The organism is Salinicola sp. CR57 (assembly GCF_003206585.1).
Classification (GTDB): Bacteria; Pseudomonadota; Gammaproteobacteria; order Pseudomonadales; family Halomonadaceae; genus Salinicola; species Salinicola lusitanus.
The window spans coordinates 248,184-264,096 of sequence record NZ_PZJL01000011.1 but is presented as its reverse complement, the minus strand read 5'-3'; the positions used below and the strand labels follow the sequence as shown (position 1 = coordinate 264,096).

Sequence of the window (15,913 nt, the reverse complement as noted above, 5' to 3'; positions counted from 1 at the left end):
CTGAGGTCCTATTTCACCGTGAGTCGCCGCCTGCCCCGAGTCGCGCTGCGTGACGAGTCGGTCGGGATCGGAACAACAACAAGTCGGGAGTCTTCATGTCATCTACATCTCGGTTTCTCTGCGCCCCGCTGCGCGGGGTAGTAGTCCCGCTCGGCGAGGTGCCGGATCCGGCGTTCGCCGAAGGCGCCCTGGGGCCCGGTGTCGCCATCGATCCGCTGGGCGAGACGCTGCATGCGCCTTGTGACGGAGAGGTCATCCAGTGTGCCCGGACCGCCCATGCGCTCACGCTGCGCGACGACCACGGCCATGAATGGCTGTTGCACATCGGCATCGACACCGTCGACCTGGGCGGGGAAGGATTCGAGCTGCTGGTGGCGACCGGCGAGCGTGTCGCCGCCGGCGATCCGCTGTGCCGATTCGATGTAGATGGGCTGGCACGGCATGCCAAGGCCCTGGTCACGCCGATCGTGATGACCAACGCCCCTGACCTCTCCCTGGAAACGCTGGTCAAGCCGGGGACGATCGTCGACAAGGGCGAGGTGCTGTTGCAGTGGCAGGCCCCGGCGGCGGAGGCCGCCGGCCGGCGTGCCTCGTCCGAAGCGTCCGCCCGCGGCGAGGCAACGATCGCTGCCGCCCATGGGCTGCACGCCCGGCCGGCGTCGAGGCTAAGGGCGATCGCCCAGAAGCACGATGTCGAACTGAGGCTGGCGCGAGTCGACGAGGCCGGTAAAGACCGATCCGGCGTCGACGGCGCGAGCGTCGCCAGTCTGAGCGCGCTGCTCAATCTTGGGCTGGTTCGGGGTGACCGGGTCCGGGTCACGGCTCTGGGAGCCGGGGCCCAGGCGGCGGTCGACGCGGCCATCACGCTGCTGGAGACGCCCGAGCACGGGTCCGACGGGGCCGATGTCTCCGCCGAACCGGCTACTGCTCCCGCCGTGGCGGCAACGCCGGGTACGTTGAATGGCCTGTCGGCGAGCCCGGGCCTCGCCGTCGGCCCGCTGGTTCGCTACCGCGGCGCATTGCCCAGCGTTGCCGACACCGCCAACGACCCCGAGCGGGAGCGAATGGCGCTGGCCGCTGCCGTGGCCGAGGTGGATGCCGACCTGGAACGGTCGATGCGCGCGGCAGGATCGCGGGGACAGCAGGCCGAGGCGGATATCTTCGACGCGCACCGGGCCTGGCTGGACGACCCCGATCTGCGGGCGTCGGCGGAATCGAAGATCGCGGAGGGTGCCAGCGCCGGACGTGCCTGGTACCTGGCCCTCGAGACCGAGATCCAGCGTCTGCGCGGTAGCGGCAACGCGTTGCTGGCCGGGCGGGCCGACGATCTCCACGATCTGCAGCGCCGGGTCATGCAGCGTTTTGCCACCCAGGATGCCGTCGCCACCACCGGGCTCGAAGGAGCGATCCTCGCCGCGCGCGAGATGACTCCCTCGCAGTTCGTCGAGGTGGCGGAGCAGATTGCCGGGCTGTGCCTGGCGGGCGGTGGTTCGACTTCCCACGTCTCGATTCTGGCTCGGGCGCGCGGGCTGCCCTGCCTGGTGGCGATGGGGGATGCCCTGCTGGAGGCCAGCGGCGATCGGGTCTGCCTCGATGCCGATCAAGGGCGGCTGGAGCTGGGGCCCGATGAGCGTCGCCTGGCGGCGGTCGAGGCCGAACAGGCACGCCAGCGTCAGCGGGCCGAGGCCGACTTGGCCGCCGCCTTCGAGCCGGTGACGATGCGTGATGGTCGCCGTCTTCATGTCGCGGCCAATATCGCCGCTGGCGGGGAGGCGCAAGGTGCCCTGGATGCCGGGGCGGATGGGGTCGGGCTGATGCGCAGCGAGTTCCTGTTCCTGGCGCGGCAGGCCGCGCCGGATCTCGCCGAGCAGCAGGCCGAGTATCGCGCCGCCGTCGAGGCGATGGCGGGAAAACCGGTGGTCGTCCGGCTGCTGGACATCGGGGCCGACAAGCAGTTGCCCTATCTGGCACTTCCGGCGACGCCGAATCCGGCGCTGGGCGAACGCGGTGCGAGGCTGTGGCAATCGCATCCAGAGATGTTCGACACGCAACTGGATGCGTTGCTGGAAGCGGGTCGCGGGCTGCCGGCCTGCGAGGATGGCCTGACGAGGCTACGGTTGATGGTGCCGATGATCGCGGATGCCGGGGAGCTGCGCTGGGTGCGCCGGCGGTTGGCGACGAGGGCGGCCGCGCTCGGGATCGAACGGTTGCCTTCGCTCGGCGCCATGGTGGAGGTGCCGACGGCGGCGCTCTGCGCCGGCAGTCTCGCCCGCGAGGCGGAGTTCCTCTCGATCGGTACCAACGACCTGACCCAGTATGCGCTGGCCATGGACCGTGAAGTCGCGTCGCTGGCGGCGCGCAGCGATGTGCTGCATCCGGGCGTGCTGCGCCTGATCGCCCTGTGCCTCGAGGGGGCCGAAGGGCGGTGCCCGGTCGCGGTCTGCGGCACCGCGGCAGGCGATCCGCTGGCGGGGGCGCTGCTGGCCGCCATGGGCGTCGACGAGCTCTCCGTCGAACCTGCGCGAGTGGCGGCGGTCAAGGCGACGCTGCGCGGGCTGGATGCCGAGGCGTTGGCGGCACAACTACCGGCGCTGCTGGCGCTGGACGATGCGGTCGCGGTGAGAGAGGCGCTGGCCACGATGCTGGCATCGTCCGCCGAGGCAGCGACCCCGCCATCCGGCGACACCGCCGCCGACACGACAACAAGATCCTGAGGAGTCGTCATGACCACCACCTTCGGTTCCCGGCTCATGGCCGGTCTGCAGAAACTCGGACGCTCGCTGATGCTGCCGATCGCGGTGCTGCCGGTGGCAGGGCTGCTGCTGCGCCTGGGCCAGCCCGATCTGCTCGATATCGGCTTCGTTGCCAATGCCGGCAACGCGATCTTCTCCAACCTGGCACTGATCTTCGCCATCGGCGTGGCGGTCGGTTTCGCCGATGACGACAACGGCGCGGCCGGACTGGCGGGCGTGATCGGCTATCTGGTGCTCAACGCGGTACTGGAGACGCTGAATCCGGACATCAACATGGGCGTGCTGTCGGGCATCATCATCGGCAGCGTGGCCGGTGTGCTCTACAACCGCTACAAGGCGATCAAGCTGCCGGACTATCTGGCCTTCTTCGGCGGACGGCGCTTCATTCCCATCGTCACCGGGCTCTCCGCCGTGGTGCTGGGCAGCCTCTTCGGCCTGATCTGGCCGCCGATCCAGCAGGGTATCGATCAACTGGGGCAGTGGCTGATCGACGCCGGCGACCTGGGCCTGTTCGTCTATGGCGTGCTCAACCGGATCCTGATCGTGACCGGGCTGCATCACGTACTCAACAGTTTCGTGTGGTTCGTCTTCGGCAGTTACGACGGCGTCACCGGCGATCTCAACCGCTTCTTCGCCGGCGATCCGACCGCGGGCAGTTTCATGGCCGGTTTCTTCCCGGTGATGATGTTCGGCCTGCCCGCCGCCGCGCTGGCGATGTACCACGCCGCGCCCCGTTCCCGCCGGGCTCAGGTCGGCGGCCTGCTGCTGTCTCTGGCCTTGACCGCCTTCCTGACCGGTGTGACCGAGCCGATCGAGTTCTCATTCATGTTCCTGGCACCGGCGTTGTATGCCATGCACGCCATTCTCACCGGCATCTCGATGGCGGTGATGAACATGCTCGACGTCAAGCTGGGCTTTACCTTCTCCGCCGGGGCGTTCGACTATGCGCTCTCCTACGGTCTCTCGACCAACGGCTGGATGATGATCCCCGTGGGACTGGTCTACTTTGTGCTCTATTACGGCATCTTTCGCTGGGCGATCGTGCGCTTCGACCTGCCGACCCCGGGGCGCGAGCCGGAACTGGCGACGACCAGCGCCAGCCGTGACGCCGGCGAGCGGGGACCCGCCTTCGTGACCGCGCTGGGTGGGGCGGCCAACATGGTCAGCGTTGGCGCCTGTACCACCCGGCTGCGGCTGGTGATGAACGACGATGCCGCGATCGACGAACCGGCACTCAAGGCGCTGGGGGCCCGCGGCATTCTGCACCTGCGCGGTGGTGGCCTGCAGGTGATCCTGGGGCCGATCGCCGACGCCGTGGCCGACGACATCCGAGTAGCGGTGCGCGATCACGGCAAGACGCTGGCGGCGGCGCCGGCGGTCGAGGACGATACGCTACCGACCGATGCCCGGCTCGACGAGGCGTCGCGCAAGGCGTGGATGACGGCGCTGGGCGGTGCCGGGAACATTCGCAGCGTCGCTGCGGTGGCCACCACCCGCCTGCGGCTGGAGCTGGGGGATCGCGGGAAAGTGGACGAGTCCGCGCTGGCGGGGCTGGGTGCCGCCGGCATTCAGGACCTGGAACGCGGTGTCGTCCATCTGGTGCTGGGACGCCAGGCGGGGGCGATAGCCAACGGTATCGACACCAGGTCTTCCTGACGGAACGCCTGTCCAGACTGGATTGGAGCACGATACGTCCCACGGGCAGGATGTCGCGCCAGTCGCCGAATCGGCGGCTGGCGCTTCGTGTTCAAGCTTTGACACGGTTCGCTCGAAGCTGCTATCAACAGCCTCCTGCAGCCAGCGCTGGTCGAAGCCCGAAGCTGCTATCGACAGCCTCCTGCAGCCGACGCTGGTCGAAGCCCGAAGTCGCGTATCCGAGGAGACCTCATGTCCCAGTACCTGATCGCCAGCGATCTCGATAACACGCTGTTGAATGCCGAGCATCGGGTCGATGCCTTGACCCGCGATACGTTGCGTACGTTGTCGGCTCGGGGCCACGTGATCGCGCTGGCCTCCGGTCGGCATTACCACGATATTGCGGCGATCCGGCGCCAACTGGACATTCCTGCCTGGATCATCAGCAGCAACGGTGCCCACGTGCATGACGCCGAGGATGGTGTCGTCAGCGACACGCTGGTGCCCACGGCGCTAGTCAGGGCCCTGGTGGATCTGCCGCGACCGGCGTCGGTCAGGCTCAATCTCTATACCCGCGATCGCTGGTTGATCGACGCCGAAGCGCCCGAGCTGCTACCGCTGCATGCGATGACCGGCTTCACCTACCAGGTCGACGAGATGGACGATCTGGACAACGAGCATGTCGGCAAGGTGCTCTACATCGGCGAGCCGGCGCTGCTGAAGCCACTGGAACTCATCCTGAGGGAGCGTCACGGCGAGGCGCTGCACATCACCTATTCGGCGGCCAACTCCCTCGAGATCATGCAGCGGGGGGTGAACAAGGCGACGGCCCTGAGTCGGGCGCTCAAGGCACTCGATCTCCCGACCGAGAGAGCGCTGGCGTTCGGCGACAATTTCAACGATGTCGAGATGCTGACCCTCGCCGGCCACGCCTATGTGGTTTCCAATGCCCATCCGGCAGTGATCGATCAGCTCCCGCACGCCACCACCATCGGCGCCCATCACGAGTCGGCGGTGGCCCATGCGCTGCGGGAGTTCTTCGCGCTCGAGTGAGGGTGCGACGGCGGGCTTCAGCGCGGCTCCGCGCGATCGTCGAGCCTGCGCAGCTGCTGCCAGACCTCGCGGCGGAGGTCGGCCAGCCTTGGCTGTTCGTCCCCCTCGAACGCGATCGGTCGAATCGTGCGCATGGCACGCAGTCCCAGGCGCGCGGTCAGCAGTCCGGCACCGAGACCCTGCCCAGCGCGGGTGGACAGCTTCGCCGCCAGGTTCATCGACAGCAGATCCATGCCGGCGTCGCTGACCATTTCGCTGGCCCCGGCGAAGGCCATGTTGCGCAGCACTTCCCTGAACAGCCGCAGGCGGCTGGCATAGCCGAGCTGCAGGCCGTAGAGCGCGGCGATGCGGTCGAGCATGGCGATGTTGCGCCAGGCCATCAAGGACATGTCGACCAGTGTCAACGGGCTGACCGCGACCATCACGGCGGTTTCCCCGGACATCCGCGTCACCAGCCGTCGTGCCGCCCGGTCGCGCGGGTGGAGAAGATAGTGGGCGACCAGTTGGCGGGTCTCCTGGGGGGTGTGATGCGACTGATGGGCGTTCAGGAAGGATTGCCACTGGGGGTGATCCTTGGACAGGCCCATCTGTTCGCGAAGCTCTCCGGCCAGCGTCAGCGGGTCCGAGTGGGTGGTCGAGGTGTCGTCGACCCACTCCTCGTCGAGTTGCCGGCGCAGCCGGGCGTGCCGGCGTAGCTTGCGCAGCCGCCAGAGCTCGCCGAACAGCGCCTTGGCGCCCAGGCCAACGGCGGTCAGACCGATCAGGCTCCAGGCCCCGGCAAGCCAGTCGCCGCCGAGCGTGGAAAGGTAGAGCGTGTGGGCGGCCTCTATCGTGCCGAGGCCGAGCGCGCCACCGAGGACGATCATCAATCCCCAACGCCGCTTGCGGGGTGGCGCGATCGCGGCATCGATGGCGGCGGCGTCGGAGGTTTCGTCCCGAGTGTACGGATCGCTCGCCTGGGTGGGCGGATAGTGCCGCGCGCCCTGAACCGAGTCGGGCTCCTCCGGAGCGGGGGCATCGTCGAAGGTGAAGCGCTGTCCGGGCCGAGGATCGCTCATCGCAGTTTGTCTCCCATCAGCCACTCCAGGGCGGCATCCATCCGGATGTGAGGTAGCGCCTGGGACCGGCAGGGCACCGGTCGAAAGGCGGTGAAGTCGAATCCCTGGCGCTGCCAGAACTCTTTCTCGGGGAGTCTGTCTGGCACGTCGCCGGGGTAGAGCAGCAATGGCTCTCCGTCGAGACCGTGACCGCGCAGCGCCGGCTGTCGCTGGCTGTCGGTCTCTATCTCTCGGGTCTCGGTGGCGCGTATCGAGGCCAGGGAGAAGGCCCGCACCGGTACGTCCGCGTAGCGCAGGTCCTTGATCGGTTCGGCCAGCAGCGATTCGAGCAGCGCTACTAGATTGGCATGCTGATCCGGCGTGACGTGGTCCGCCTTGGTGGCGGCGATCGCCAGGCGGTCGATACGCGGCGAGAACAGTCGGTTGATCAGGCTGCGCTTGCCGTAGTCGAAGCTCCGCATCAGGGTCGCCAGCGCATCGGAGAGATCCTCGAAACGCTCGGGACCGGCGTTGAGCGCACCAAGCACGTCGACCAGTACGATCTGGCGGTCGAAGCGGCGGAAGTGCTCGCGATAGAAGGGCTTGACCACATGCTGCTGATAGAAGCGGAAGCGCTTTTTCAGCGTCTGATACAGGCTGCCGGCAGGTAGCGCTTCGAGTGTCTGGCGATCTGACTCCCCGACGCCCGGTAGCGGAAAGAACTGCAGCACTGGGGCTCCCTGCAGGTCGCCGGGAAGCAGGAGGCGGCCCGGTTGCAGGTGGGAGAAGCCGGCTTCCCGCGCGCTCCGCAAGGAGTTCGCGTAGAGATCGGCCAGTTCGGCCAGGCGGGATTCGTCCACCTCCTCGTCGGGGCGATGTCGAGCGACCGCCGTTCGCCAGGCTTCGGCATGCTGCTGGCGCTCCGGCCCGGTTCGTCGAAGCTGGCTTTCACTCCAACTGAGAAAGTCGTGCTCGAGCAGCGGCAGATCCAGCAGCCATTCGCCCGGATAGTCGATCAGGTCCAGGGTCAGCGTCGCCGTGTCACCCAGCAGGCCGCGTACGCGCCGGGTCTTGTAGCGCAACTGCAGGCGCAGTTCGCTGATGCCGCGCGTCGGTTCGGGCCAGCGGGGCGGCGTCGATTCGAGCGAGGCGATCGCTTCGTCGTAGGGAAAACGAGGGATCCCGAGATCCGGCTGAGAAATCCGCTGCGCGCCGAGCAGGCGCTCCTCACGGGCGGACTTGAGCAGGTCGAGACGCGCATCGATACCGGCATGGCGCAACTGATTGACCAGCGACGTCAAGAACGCCGTCTTGCCGGCGCGGGAGAGCCCGGTGACGGCCAGTCGCAGTTGGCGGTCCCGGCCGCGATCGAGCAGATTCCGTAGTTCGTGAGTCAGGTGTCGGGGCATCGCCTCTATTTCCGAAGAAACCAATCCGCATGGTAAACGATATCGGCGGTGGTCAGTGACCCCCCGGGGCGAGAGGGCAACCGTTGACGAGGGCCGGAAACGACGACGCCTCGCACGAGAGGCGAGGCGTCGGTCGGGTCGGGTTCGCCCTCGGTCGCGTCAACCGGCGAAGGCGAAGTAGATCGCGAAGACCAGAATCAGCAGCACGATCGCTACCGGTACCGCCCCCTTCCAGGGCGTGAGATCGACCGCCTTGGCGTCCTCGTGCACCCACGCCTCGCGGCGTGGCGCGATCTTGCCGATCAGTAGCATGCCGAGCACCAGTACCACGAAGACGCCGGCCACGAAGTGATACTGGTTGGTGATCTCCAGGATACCGTTGAACGGTGGCACGAAGTAGCCGGCCGCAATCAGCACGATGCCGCCGACCAGCCCGAAGATGGCGGCGGACTCCGGCACCCGCTTGGTCAGCAGACCCACGATCACCACCGCCAGGATCGGGATGAAGTAGATCGCGTTCATCGTTTGCAGGTAGTCGAAGAGACTGTCCTGGCCGGCCAGCAGCGGGGCGATCACCATGGCCGCGACGGCCATGACCCAACCGAAGATCTTGCCGGCGTTGACCACCTGCTGCTCGCTCGCTTCCTTCTTGAATATCCCTTTGTAGATACCCAGGCTGAACAGCGTTGTGGTGCTGTTCAAGGCCGAATTGAAAGACGACAGGATTGCACCGACCATGACGGCGGCGAAGAAGCCGGTCAGCCACGGCGGCAGCAGGTGGAAGACCAGATAGCCATAGGCCTGGTCGCCAGCGATGCCCTCATCGGCATAGAGCTGGTAGGCGATGATGCCGGGCAGCACCAGGTAGAGCGGTCCGAGGAGCTTGAGGAAGCCGGTCAGCAGGACGCCTTTCTGGCCTTCGGAGAGACTCCTGGCGGCAAACGTCCGCTGAATGATCTGCTGGTTGGTGGACCAGTAGAACAGGTTGATCAGGAACACGCCGGTAAACAGTGTTGGCCAGGGAACCTGCTGGTCCGGGCGACCCAGGGAGTTGAGGCGGTCCGGCTGAGCCTGCTGAATGGCCTGCCAACCGGCGGCGATGCCGTTGCCGTCTCCTGCGGCATTGAGACCGAGATAAACGATCAGGAAGCCGCCGACCAGCAGGCCGATGGCATTGATGGTATCGGAGACGGCGACCGTTCGCAGACCGCCAAACAGGGCGTAGATCGCGCCGATGATGCCGACAACCCACACGGTCAGCCACAGCAGCGTGGTGCTGGACTCGATGCCCGTCAGCACCGGCAGGTCCAGCATCCCCTGCAGACCCACTGCGCCGGAGTAGAGAATGATCGGCAGCAGGATGACGGCATAGGCGACCAGAAAGATGACGTTGCAGATCAGTTGCGTGGTCGGGCCGAAACGTTCCTGCAGCAACTGAGGGACGGTGGCTATCCCGCTGCGCAGGAAGCGCGGCAGGAAGAACAGCGCCAGCAAAACCAGAGCGACGACGGCAACGACTTCCCAGGCCATGACGCTCAGGCCGTCGGAGAAGGCCGCGCCGTTGAGACCGACCATCTGCTCGGTGGAGAGGTTGGTCATCAACAGCGAGCCCGCGATCAGCGGGAAGCTCAGGCTGCGACCGGCGAGAAAGTAGCCCCGCGTATTGCTGAGATCGTCACGGTGAGTGATACGCCACGTGATCAAGGCGACCAATCCCGTAAAGAAGAGGAACGAGATCAGAGTCCATGCATGCATAGAGGTGTCCTGGTTGAATGCATCCCGGTGGCGGCTCACGAAGGAGGCTACCGCCACGTTACCCCGGCAGTGTTGGGCAACGGGCGGCGAATCGCCATTCTCCATTTGTCTGACATAGCTCGTTAAATGTGTAGGCGTTTGGAGGTTCGACCGGCGCGGCTTGGCGTCGGAGGTCCGTTCATCGTCGCGGCAGGGCGAGCGTCGCGCTCAATCGTCGATGGGGAGTTCGCTGGTCGTCAGGCTGCGGTGACAGCGAGGCTCGAGAGAGACCACGTAATGGCCTTCGAATCGATAGAGCGTATACCAGGCTCGCCGGACCAGCGGAGGCAGGCTCTGGCAGCGGGACTCGAAATCGCTCCGCAAGGCCGTGTCGCTGCTGAGCTCGAAGCCCGCGGACAAGCCTCTACGATAGAGCTCCTGGTAGCCCCACCAGTAGCCATTGTCGAGATAGGGCTGGATCAGTTCGCCGATCATCGGGTGCGAGGCGATCGCATTACGGGTGGTCCGGGAGTAGGGCAGCGAGCCGTCGATGACCAGCGGCGCGGCCGAAGGCTGCACGGCGAGATCATCGATCAGCGTCATGGAGACGTGATCGGCGAACAGCGCCTGCTGTCTCTGCGCGTTGCCGTAGGCGTAGCTCAAGGTGAGGGGCGTACCGAGCGCAATCACCAGCAGCGGCCAGCCTATCGTCACGTCGTTGACCAGCCGCCAGCGGGAGCGTCCCAGCCAGTGCAGCGTGCAGAAGAGCAGTCCGGCATAGACCGCGCCGAATCCCATCATCACTCTTGGCCGCCAGATAGGGTCGGCCAGAACGGATAGAAAGCCGAGCCCGCCCAGCGGCAGGCTGATCGTGACCAGACACATGACAGCCAACCCCGCAAGATTGCGATGGCGCCATGCCGTGACCCACAACCCCGTTACGGTCACGACAGTCAGCGTCATCACCAGCCACCATGTCGGGGTGCCCAGGGTCATGGCGGCGTAGTGCCAAAATCGCCATGTCTGTTCGACCAGATGGCCGGGGAGCTGGTCGAGGGAAACCAGTTGACTGTGCTTGACGCTGTAATCGCCGGCGATCAGCCATATCGAGATGGCCTTCGAGATCACCAGCGCCGTCACGCCGATCGCTAGCGCCTCCAGATGCCGGGGCCAGTCCGGACGACCCCGCAGGGAAACGCTCAAGGCGACATGGAAGGCAAGCATCACGAAATAGACATTGGCAGCCGGCTGGTAGAAGAGCAGCGATGCCAGAATGCCGCCACCACCGGCCAGCCAGCGAAATCTTGCCTGCCAGTCGTGATGCTGACGCGGATCCAGCGCCCAGGCGATACCGGCGATGGCGCAGGCCAGCGAGAGCGCCATGGGGAGCGCGTCGAAATGGTAGGAGAGGTTTTGTAGGAAAAACGGCTGTACGACGAGAATCAGCATCGCAAGCCAAGCGTGACCGCTATCGAAACCCAGCAGGCGCCGCCGCCACAGTAGAATGGCCGCGGCAACTGCGGCCAGGCCCAGCCACAGCGGCAGCGGCGCGAGGTCTGCAAGGCGTGGGCCACCGTTGAGCACCAGGACGACGAGACTGGAGAGCGGCCGACCGTTGGAAACCCAGCCCATCTCGCCGTGGAAACTACGCCAGATATCGTCCCGGTAGAGCCGGTCGGCCTGGAGCAGGGGGTAGCTGAAAATGACGAGATACGCCATCATGCCCAGCCATAGGCGTGGCCCGGTCGTCGCGGCCCTTTGATCGGAGTTCGAATCCATGGGCATGCAGCGGTCTCATCCGTCGGTGAACCGGGGGCGCTATTCAGTCAGGCAGTCGTGGGCCGATAACGAGGTCTTCCCGTACCCGAAGTGTAGCGTATGCTAGACTGCGGCGGTACGGAGCAAGGAGGCTTCGCTATCTCGTCGTCCTTCATCGTGAGTTGCGCCCGCTGCTGGCATGCCTTGCAGCGTGGCTTTTTCGGCTCGGCATGACTGACCGTTTTTTATAGTATCGGCATGCACGGCCTAGAACGCCCCGAGCTCGTTGATATCGGCCAAGATAGTTATGACAGGAGTAAGAGTGTGAGTGCATCGATCCGGCGGAGTAACCTTGAAAAACGCAAGGCGCTTCTTCCGGTGGTAGCCCTGACCGGGTTGCTACTCAGCGGTATCGCCCAAAATGTATTGGCTTTTGGTTTCGATGACGTCGCGAAGAAAGCCGAGGACCTTTCGCAGAAGGGTTACAGCGAACCCGAACAGAATCTGCCGGAGGCGCTGAGCAATCTGGATTATGGTCAGTACGAGCAGATCCAGTACAAACGTGATCGTGATGTCTGGAGTGGTGACGGGGTGCCCTTCACCCTGAGCTTCTTCCATGAGGGCATGCATTACAGCAGCGCCATTCAACTCCACAGCGTCGATGATCAAGGCGTACACGATTTCGCCTACAATCCCGACGACTTCACCTTCGGCAATCTTGATCTTCCGGACAGTGCCAAGAACGACGACGATCTTGGCATCGCGGGTTTCAAGGTCAATTACGCCCTCAACCAGGTTGATCGCAAAGACGAGACGATGGTGTTCCTCGGCGCGAGCTATTTCCGCGTCGTCGGCAAGAACCAGGTCTATGGGGTCTCCGGTCGGGGGCTCGCGGTCGATACCGGGCTCTCCTCCGGCGAAGAGTTCCCCCGTTTCAAGGAGTTCTGGATCGTCAAGCCGAGCAAGACGAGCCAGTACCTGACGATCTTCGCGCTTCTCGATTCTCCCAGCCTGACCGGGGCCTATCGCTTCGTGCTGCGCCCGGGCGCGGATACCGTCGTCGATGTCAAGTCGCGCATCTTCCTGCGTCGTCCGGTGGAGAAACTGGGCGTGGCACCGCTGACCAGCATGTATCTGTTCGGTCCCGAGCAGCCTTCATCGACGCTGAACTATCGGCCCGCCATCCACGACTCCAATGGCCTGCTTGTCAGCGACTCCCAGAACGGCTGGACCTGGCGGCCTCTGGCCAATCCGGCGAAGCTGATGATCAACGAACAGGCCACGCCGCGCCTGCGGGGCTATGGTCTGATGCAGCGGGACCACCAGTTCGACAGCTACCAGGATCTGGATAGCCGCTACGACTTGCGCCCGAGTGCCTGGGTCGAGCCGCAGAACGAGTGGGGCGCCGGCAAGATCGAGCTGATCCAGATCCCGACACCCAACGAGACCAACGACAACATCGTCTCGATGTGGCTGCCGGAGACTGCGCCGCAGCCGGGGACGCCGCTGGATTACGACTACCGCTTCACCGTGACCAAGGACGAGAGCCGCTACGTCGATCCCTCGCTGGCCTGGGTCGAGCAGACTCGCCGTTCCCGTGGCGAAGTGCGTAAAGACAACCTGGTCAGAGAAGCCGACGGTTCACTGGCATTCGTGCTGGATTTCAACGGTCCCTCGCTGTCAGGTCTCGGTGACGACGCCAACATCAGCGTGCAGGCAAGTGTCGGCGACAACGGTGAGCTGGTGGACAGCCATGCCGAGCGCAATACGGCCACGGGAGGCTGGCGCGTCTTCGTCAAGATCAAGCGCAGCGACAACAACCAGCCGCTGGACATTCGCGCCTATCTGAACCAGGGCGAGAAGCGGGTTTCCGAAACCTGGTATTACCGGTTGCCGGCCAATGGCTGAGGTGACGCCTTCCAAAACGATGGTGTCAGCCGAGCATTATCTGGAGCGGTTGGCGCTCGAAGCTCAGGATCGGAATGAGCGGCGCAAGCTGCTCGCCAGCGACCTGGACACCCACGACATGGCTTCGCTGCATGCCGCACTGGGCGGTGGCGAGGTCGACGAGGATGATCCGGCCGCCAGTTCGGTGGGCCGGCGTCTGGCTCTGGCCTACGCCGAGCCGCCGCTGGCACCGCCGGAAATCCTGAATACCGACGAGCACGGCATTACCCGGGTGAACACGGCGCCGCCGCTGCAGCGCACGCCGCTGGCGCCCGAAGGGTGGTCGACCAACCCCTTCGTGCGATTCGGTCAGCGCTTCAAGAGCTGGGCAGGGCGAGGGTTTCGTCGCAAACATCGAGAGAGCAGACCAGCGCCGCGCTGGCAGATGATCGCGAGCGCGCGCCGCTGGGTACTGCTGGTGCTCATCTTTGGTCAGAGCTTCATCGCTGCCAACCAGATGCGTACGGTCTTGCCGGGCCAGGGACAGCAGTGGCTCGAGATTACCATCCTGGCGCTGTTCGTGCTCCTGTTCGCCTGGGTCTCCGCGGGTTTCTGGACCGCACTGATGGGCTTCTTCCAGTTGCTTCGCGGGCGTGACCGCTATGCCATCGACTCCGAAGTCGGTGACGAGCCGATTCCGGCGGACGCGCGTACCGCACTGCTGGTTCCCATCTGCAACGAAGACGTTCCGCGTGTCTTCGCCGGCGTCCGGGCGACCATCGAGTCGTTGCGCCAGAGCGGTAATGGCCAGCACTTCGACGTGTTCATCCTGAGCGACACTTTCGATCCCGACATCGCGATTCAGGAAACCCACGCTTGGTTGGCGTTGTGCCGCGATCTCGAGGCGTTCGGCCAGGTCTTCTACCGACGTCGCCAGCGTCGGGTGAAGCGCAAGAGCGGCAACCTCGACGACTTCTGTCGCCGCTGGGGGGCGTGCTACCGCTACATGCTGGTACTGGATGCCGATAGCGTGATGAGCGGTGCCTGCCTGACCCGCCTGGTCCAGATGATGGAAGCGCATCCGGATGCCGGTATCGTGCAGACCGCGCCGCGGGCTTCCGGGCGAATGAATCTCTACGCCCGCATGCAGCAGTTCGCTACCCGTGTCTACGGCCCTCTGTTCACCGCTGGACTGCACTTCTGGCAGCTCGGTGAATCGCACTACTGGGGGCATAACGCCATCATCCGCATGGCGCCATTCATGCGCCACTGCATGTTGGCACCGCTGCCCGGCAAGGGCTCGATGTCAGGGGAAATCCTGTCGCACGACTTCGTCGAAGCAGCCCTGATGCGGCGCGCCGGCTGGGGCGTCTGGATCGCCTATGAGCTGGATGGCAGCTATGAGGAGATGCCGCCGAACCTGCTCGACGAGCTCAACCGGGATCGACGCTGGTGTCACGGCAACCTGATGAATTTCAGGCTGTTCCTCTCCAAAGGCATTCATCCCGTCCACCGGGCCGTGTTCCTGACGGGGCTGATGTCCTATATTTCCGCACCGCTCTGGTGTCTGTTTCTGGTGCTGTCGACCGCCTTGCTTGCCGTTCATACGCTGAGTACGCCCAATTATTTCCCGGAACCGGGGATGATGTTTCCGGTGTGGCCCCAGTGGAACCCGACGCTGGCCGTTGGCTTGTTCGGTGCTACCGCGACGCTGCTGTTCCTGCCCAAGGTATTGAGCGTGATCCTGGTGTGGGTCCAGGGGAGTCGTCAGTTCGGTGGGCCTCTCAAGGTACTGGCGAGCATGGTCCTGGAGTCGCTGTTCTCGATGGCATTGGCCCCTGTGCGAATGCTGTTCCACACGCGTTTCGTGCTGACCTCTATCATGGGGTGGGCGATCCAGTGGCGCTCGCCGTCACGGGAGAACAGCGACACGACCTGGGGCGATGCGATTCGCAATCACTGGAGCCAGACGCTCATCGGCGCCGTCTGGGCGGTGGGCGTCTACTTCATGGAACCGACGTTCCTGTGGTGGCTGTCGCCCATCGTGGGGGCCATGATGATCTCGATACCGGTATCCGCGCTCTCCAGTCGCGTCTCTCTCGGCAGCGCCTGCTTCCGGGCGCGACTGTTTCGGATTCCCGAGGAGACGCATCCGCCACGGGTGCTGCGCAGGATGGTGCGCCACCTGGGCAGGATGAACGCGGCCGCGCCCACGCCGAATTTCGTCCAGATAGTGGTGGACCCGGTATCGAACGCACTGGCAACCGCGCTCGGCACCTCGCGACATGGTCATGCCGAGCCGTTGAAGCGGCGGCGCCAAGAGCGCGTGAGCCGGGCGCTCAAGCAGGGGCCGGCTTCGATGAACAATCTCGAGCGCCTGGCGTTTCTGGATGATCCGGTGATGCTCTCCCAGCTGCACTGGCGGGTCTGGGGCGATGCCGAGGCACACCATGGCTGGCACGAGCACGGTTTGCCGTCGAGAGCCTCACTGCGGGTGCCGGCGTTCGGTTGACCTGACAGCGACGCCTTCGTCGGGCAGGAGGGTCGACAAAAGTTGACCCTCTTGCCGGTTATTCTTCGAAGATTCGGCGATTGGTGACTATGCTTGAGCAAGGCGGTATCGAGCCGCTTGCCGGTTATTCAATCC

At 65.0% G+C, this 15,913-nt stretch carries 9 protein-coding genes; 5 read left to right on the top strand and 4 right to left on the bottom strand.

The annotated features are described in order from the left end of the window. The first annotated feature begins 95 nt into the window (after window positions 1–95). The 3 genes from DOM56_RS16600 to DOM56_RS16590 all read left to right on the top strand — a co-directional run bounded on the left by DOM56_RS16600 (window position 96) and on the right by DOM56_RS16590 (window position 5,441). Window positions 96–2,714, top strand: a complete 2,619-nt coding sequence (locus tag DOM56_RS16600; RefSeq protein ID WP_110710155.1) for a glucose PTS transporter subunit IIA — start codon at window positions 96–98, stop codon at window positions 2,712–2,714. A gap of 9 nt (window positions 2,715–2,723) precedes the next feature. Beyond that, entirely contained in the window at window positions 2,724–4,409 is a 1,686-nt protein-coding gene (gene nagE, locus DOM56_RS16595) for an N-acetylglucosamine-specific PTS transporter subunit IIBC (RefSeq protein WP_110710154.1), read from the top strand. 231 nt (window positions 4,410–4,640) lie between these two features. Next, a complete protein-coding gene (locus DOM56_RS16590) occupies window positions 4,641–5,441 on the top strand; it encodes a Cof-type HAD-IIB family hydrolase (protein ID WP_110710153.1) in 801 nt (266 codons plus the stop codon). Between the two features lie 17 nt (window positions 5,442–5,458). Here DOM56_RS16590 and DOM56_RS16585 read toward each other — a convergent pair whose 3' ends face one another. The 4 genes from DOM56_RS16585 to DOM56_RS16570 all read right to left on the bottom strand — a co-directional run bounded on the left by DOM56_RS16585 (window position 5,459) and on the right by DOM56_RS16570 (window position 11,406). Next, on the bottom strand, window positions 5,459–6,499 hold the full coding sequence (locus tag DOM56_RS16585) for a TIGR01620 family protein (protein WP_110710152.1): 1,041 nt from the start codon (window positions 6,497–6,499) through the stop codon (window positions 5,459–5,461). Next, window positions 6,496–7,887, bottom strand: coding sequence for a YcjX family protein (locus tag DOM56_RS16580; RefSeq protein ID WP_110710151.1), 1,392 nt, complete (start codon window positions 7,885–7,887; stop codon window positions 6,496–6,498). The genes DOM56_RS16585 and DOM56_RS16580 overlap by 4 nt, the downstream gene beginning before the upstream one ends. 159 nt (window positions 7,888–8,046) lie before the next feature. Continuing rightward, window positions 8,047–9,642 (bottom strand): solute:sodium symporter family transporter, encoded by a 1,596-nt coding sequence (locus tag DOM56_RS16575; protein ID WP_110710150.1) that lies wholly within the window; start codon window positions 9,640–9,642, stop codon window positions 8,047–8,049. A gap of 207 nt (window positions 9,643–9,849) precedes the next feature. Then, window positions 9,850–11,406, bottom strand: coding sequence for a glucosyltransferase domain-containing protein (locus tag DOM56_RS16570; protein ID WP_110710149.1), 1,557 nt, complete (start codon window positions 11,404–11,406; stop codon window positions 9,850–9,852). Between the two features lie 297 nt (window positions 11,407–11,703). Between DOM56_RS16570 and DOM56_RS16565 the strand changes: the two genes are divergently transcribed. After that, window positions 11,704–13,287, top strand: coding sequence for a glucan biosynthesis protein G (locus DOM56_RS16565; RefSeq protein ID WP_232822338.1), 1,584 nt, complete (start codon window positions 11,704–11,706; stop codon window positions 13,285–13,287). Next, the gene (gene mdoH, locus DOM56_RS16560; protein WP_110710147.1) at window positions 13,280–15,778 is read left to right on the top strand and encodes a glucans biosynthesis glucosyltransferase MdoH; all 2,499 of its coding nucleotides are present in this window, start codon (window positions 13,280–13,282) and stop codon (window positions 15,776–15,778) included. Before DOM56_RS16565 ends, mdoH begins: the two co-directional genes overlap by 8 nt. Window positions 15,779–15,913: the final 135 nt, after the last annotated feature.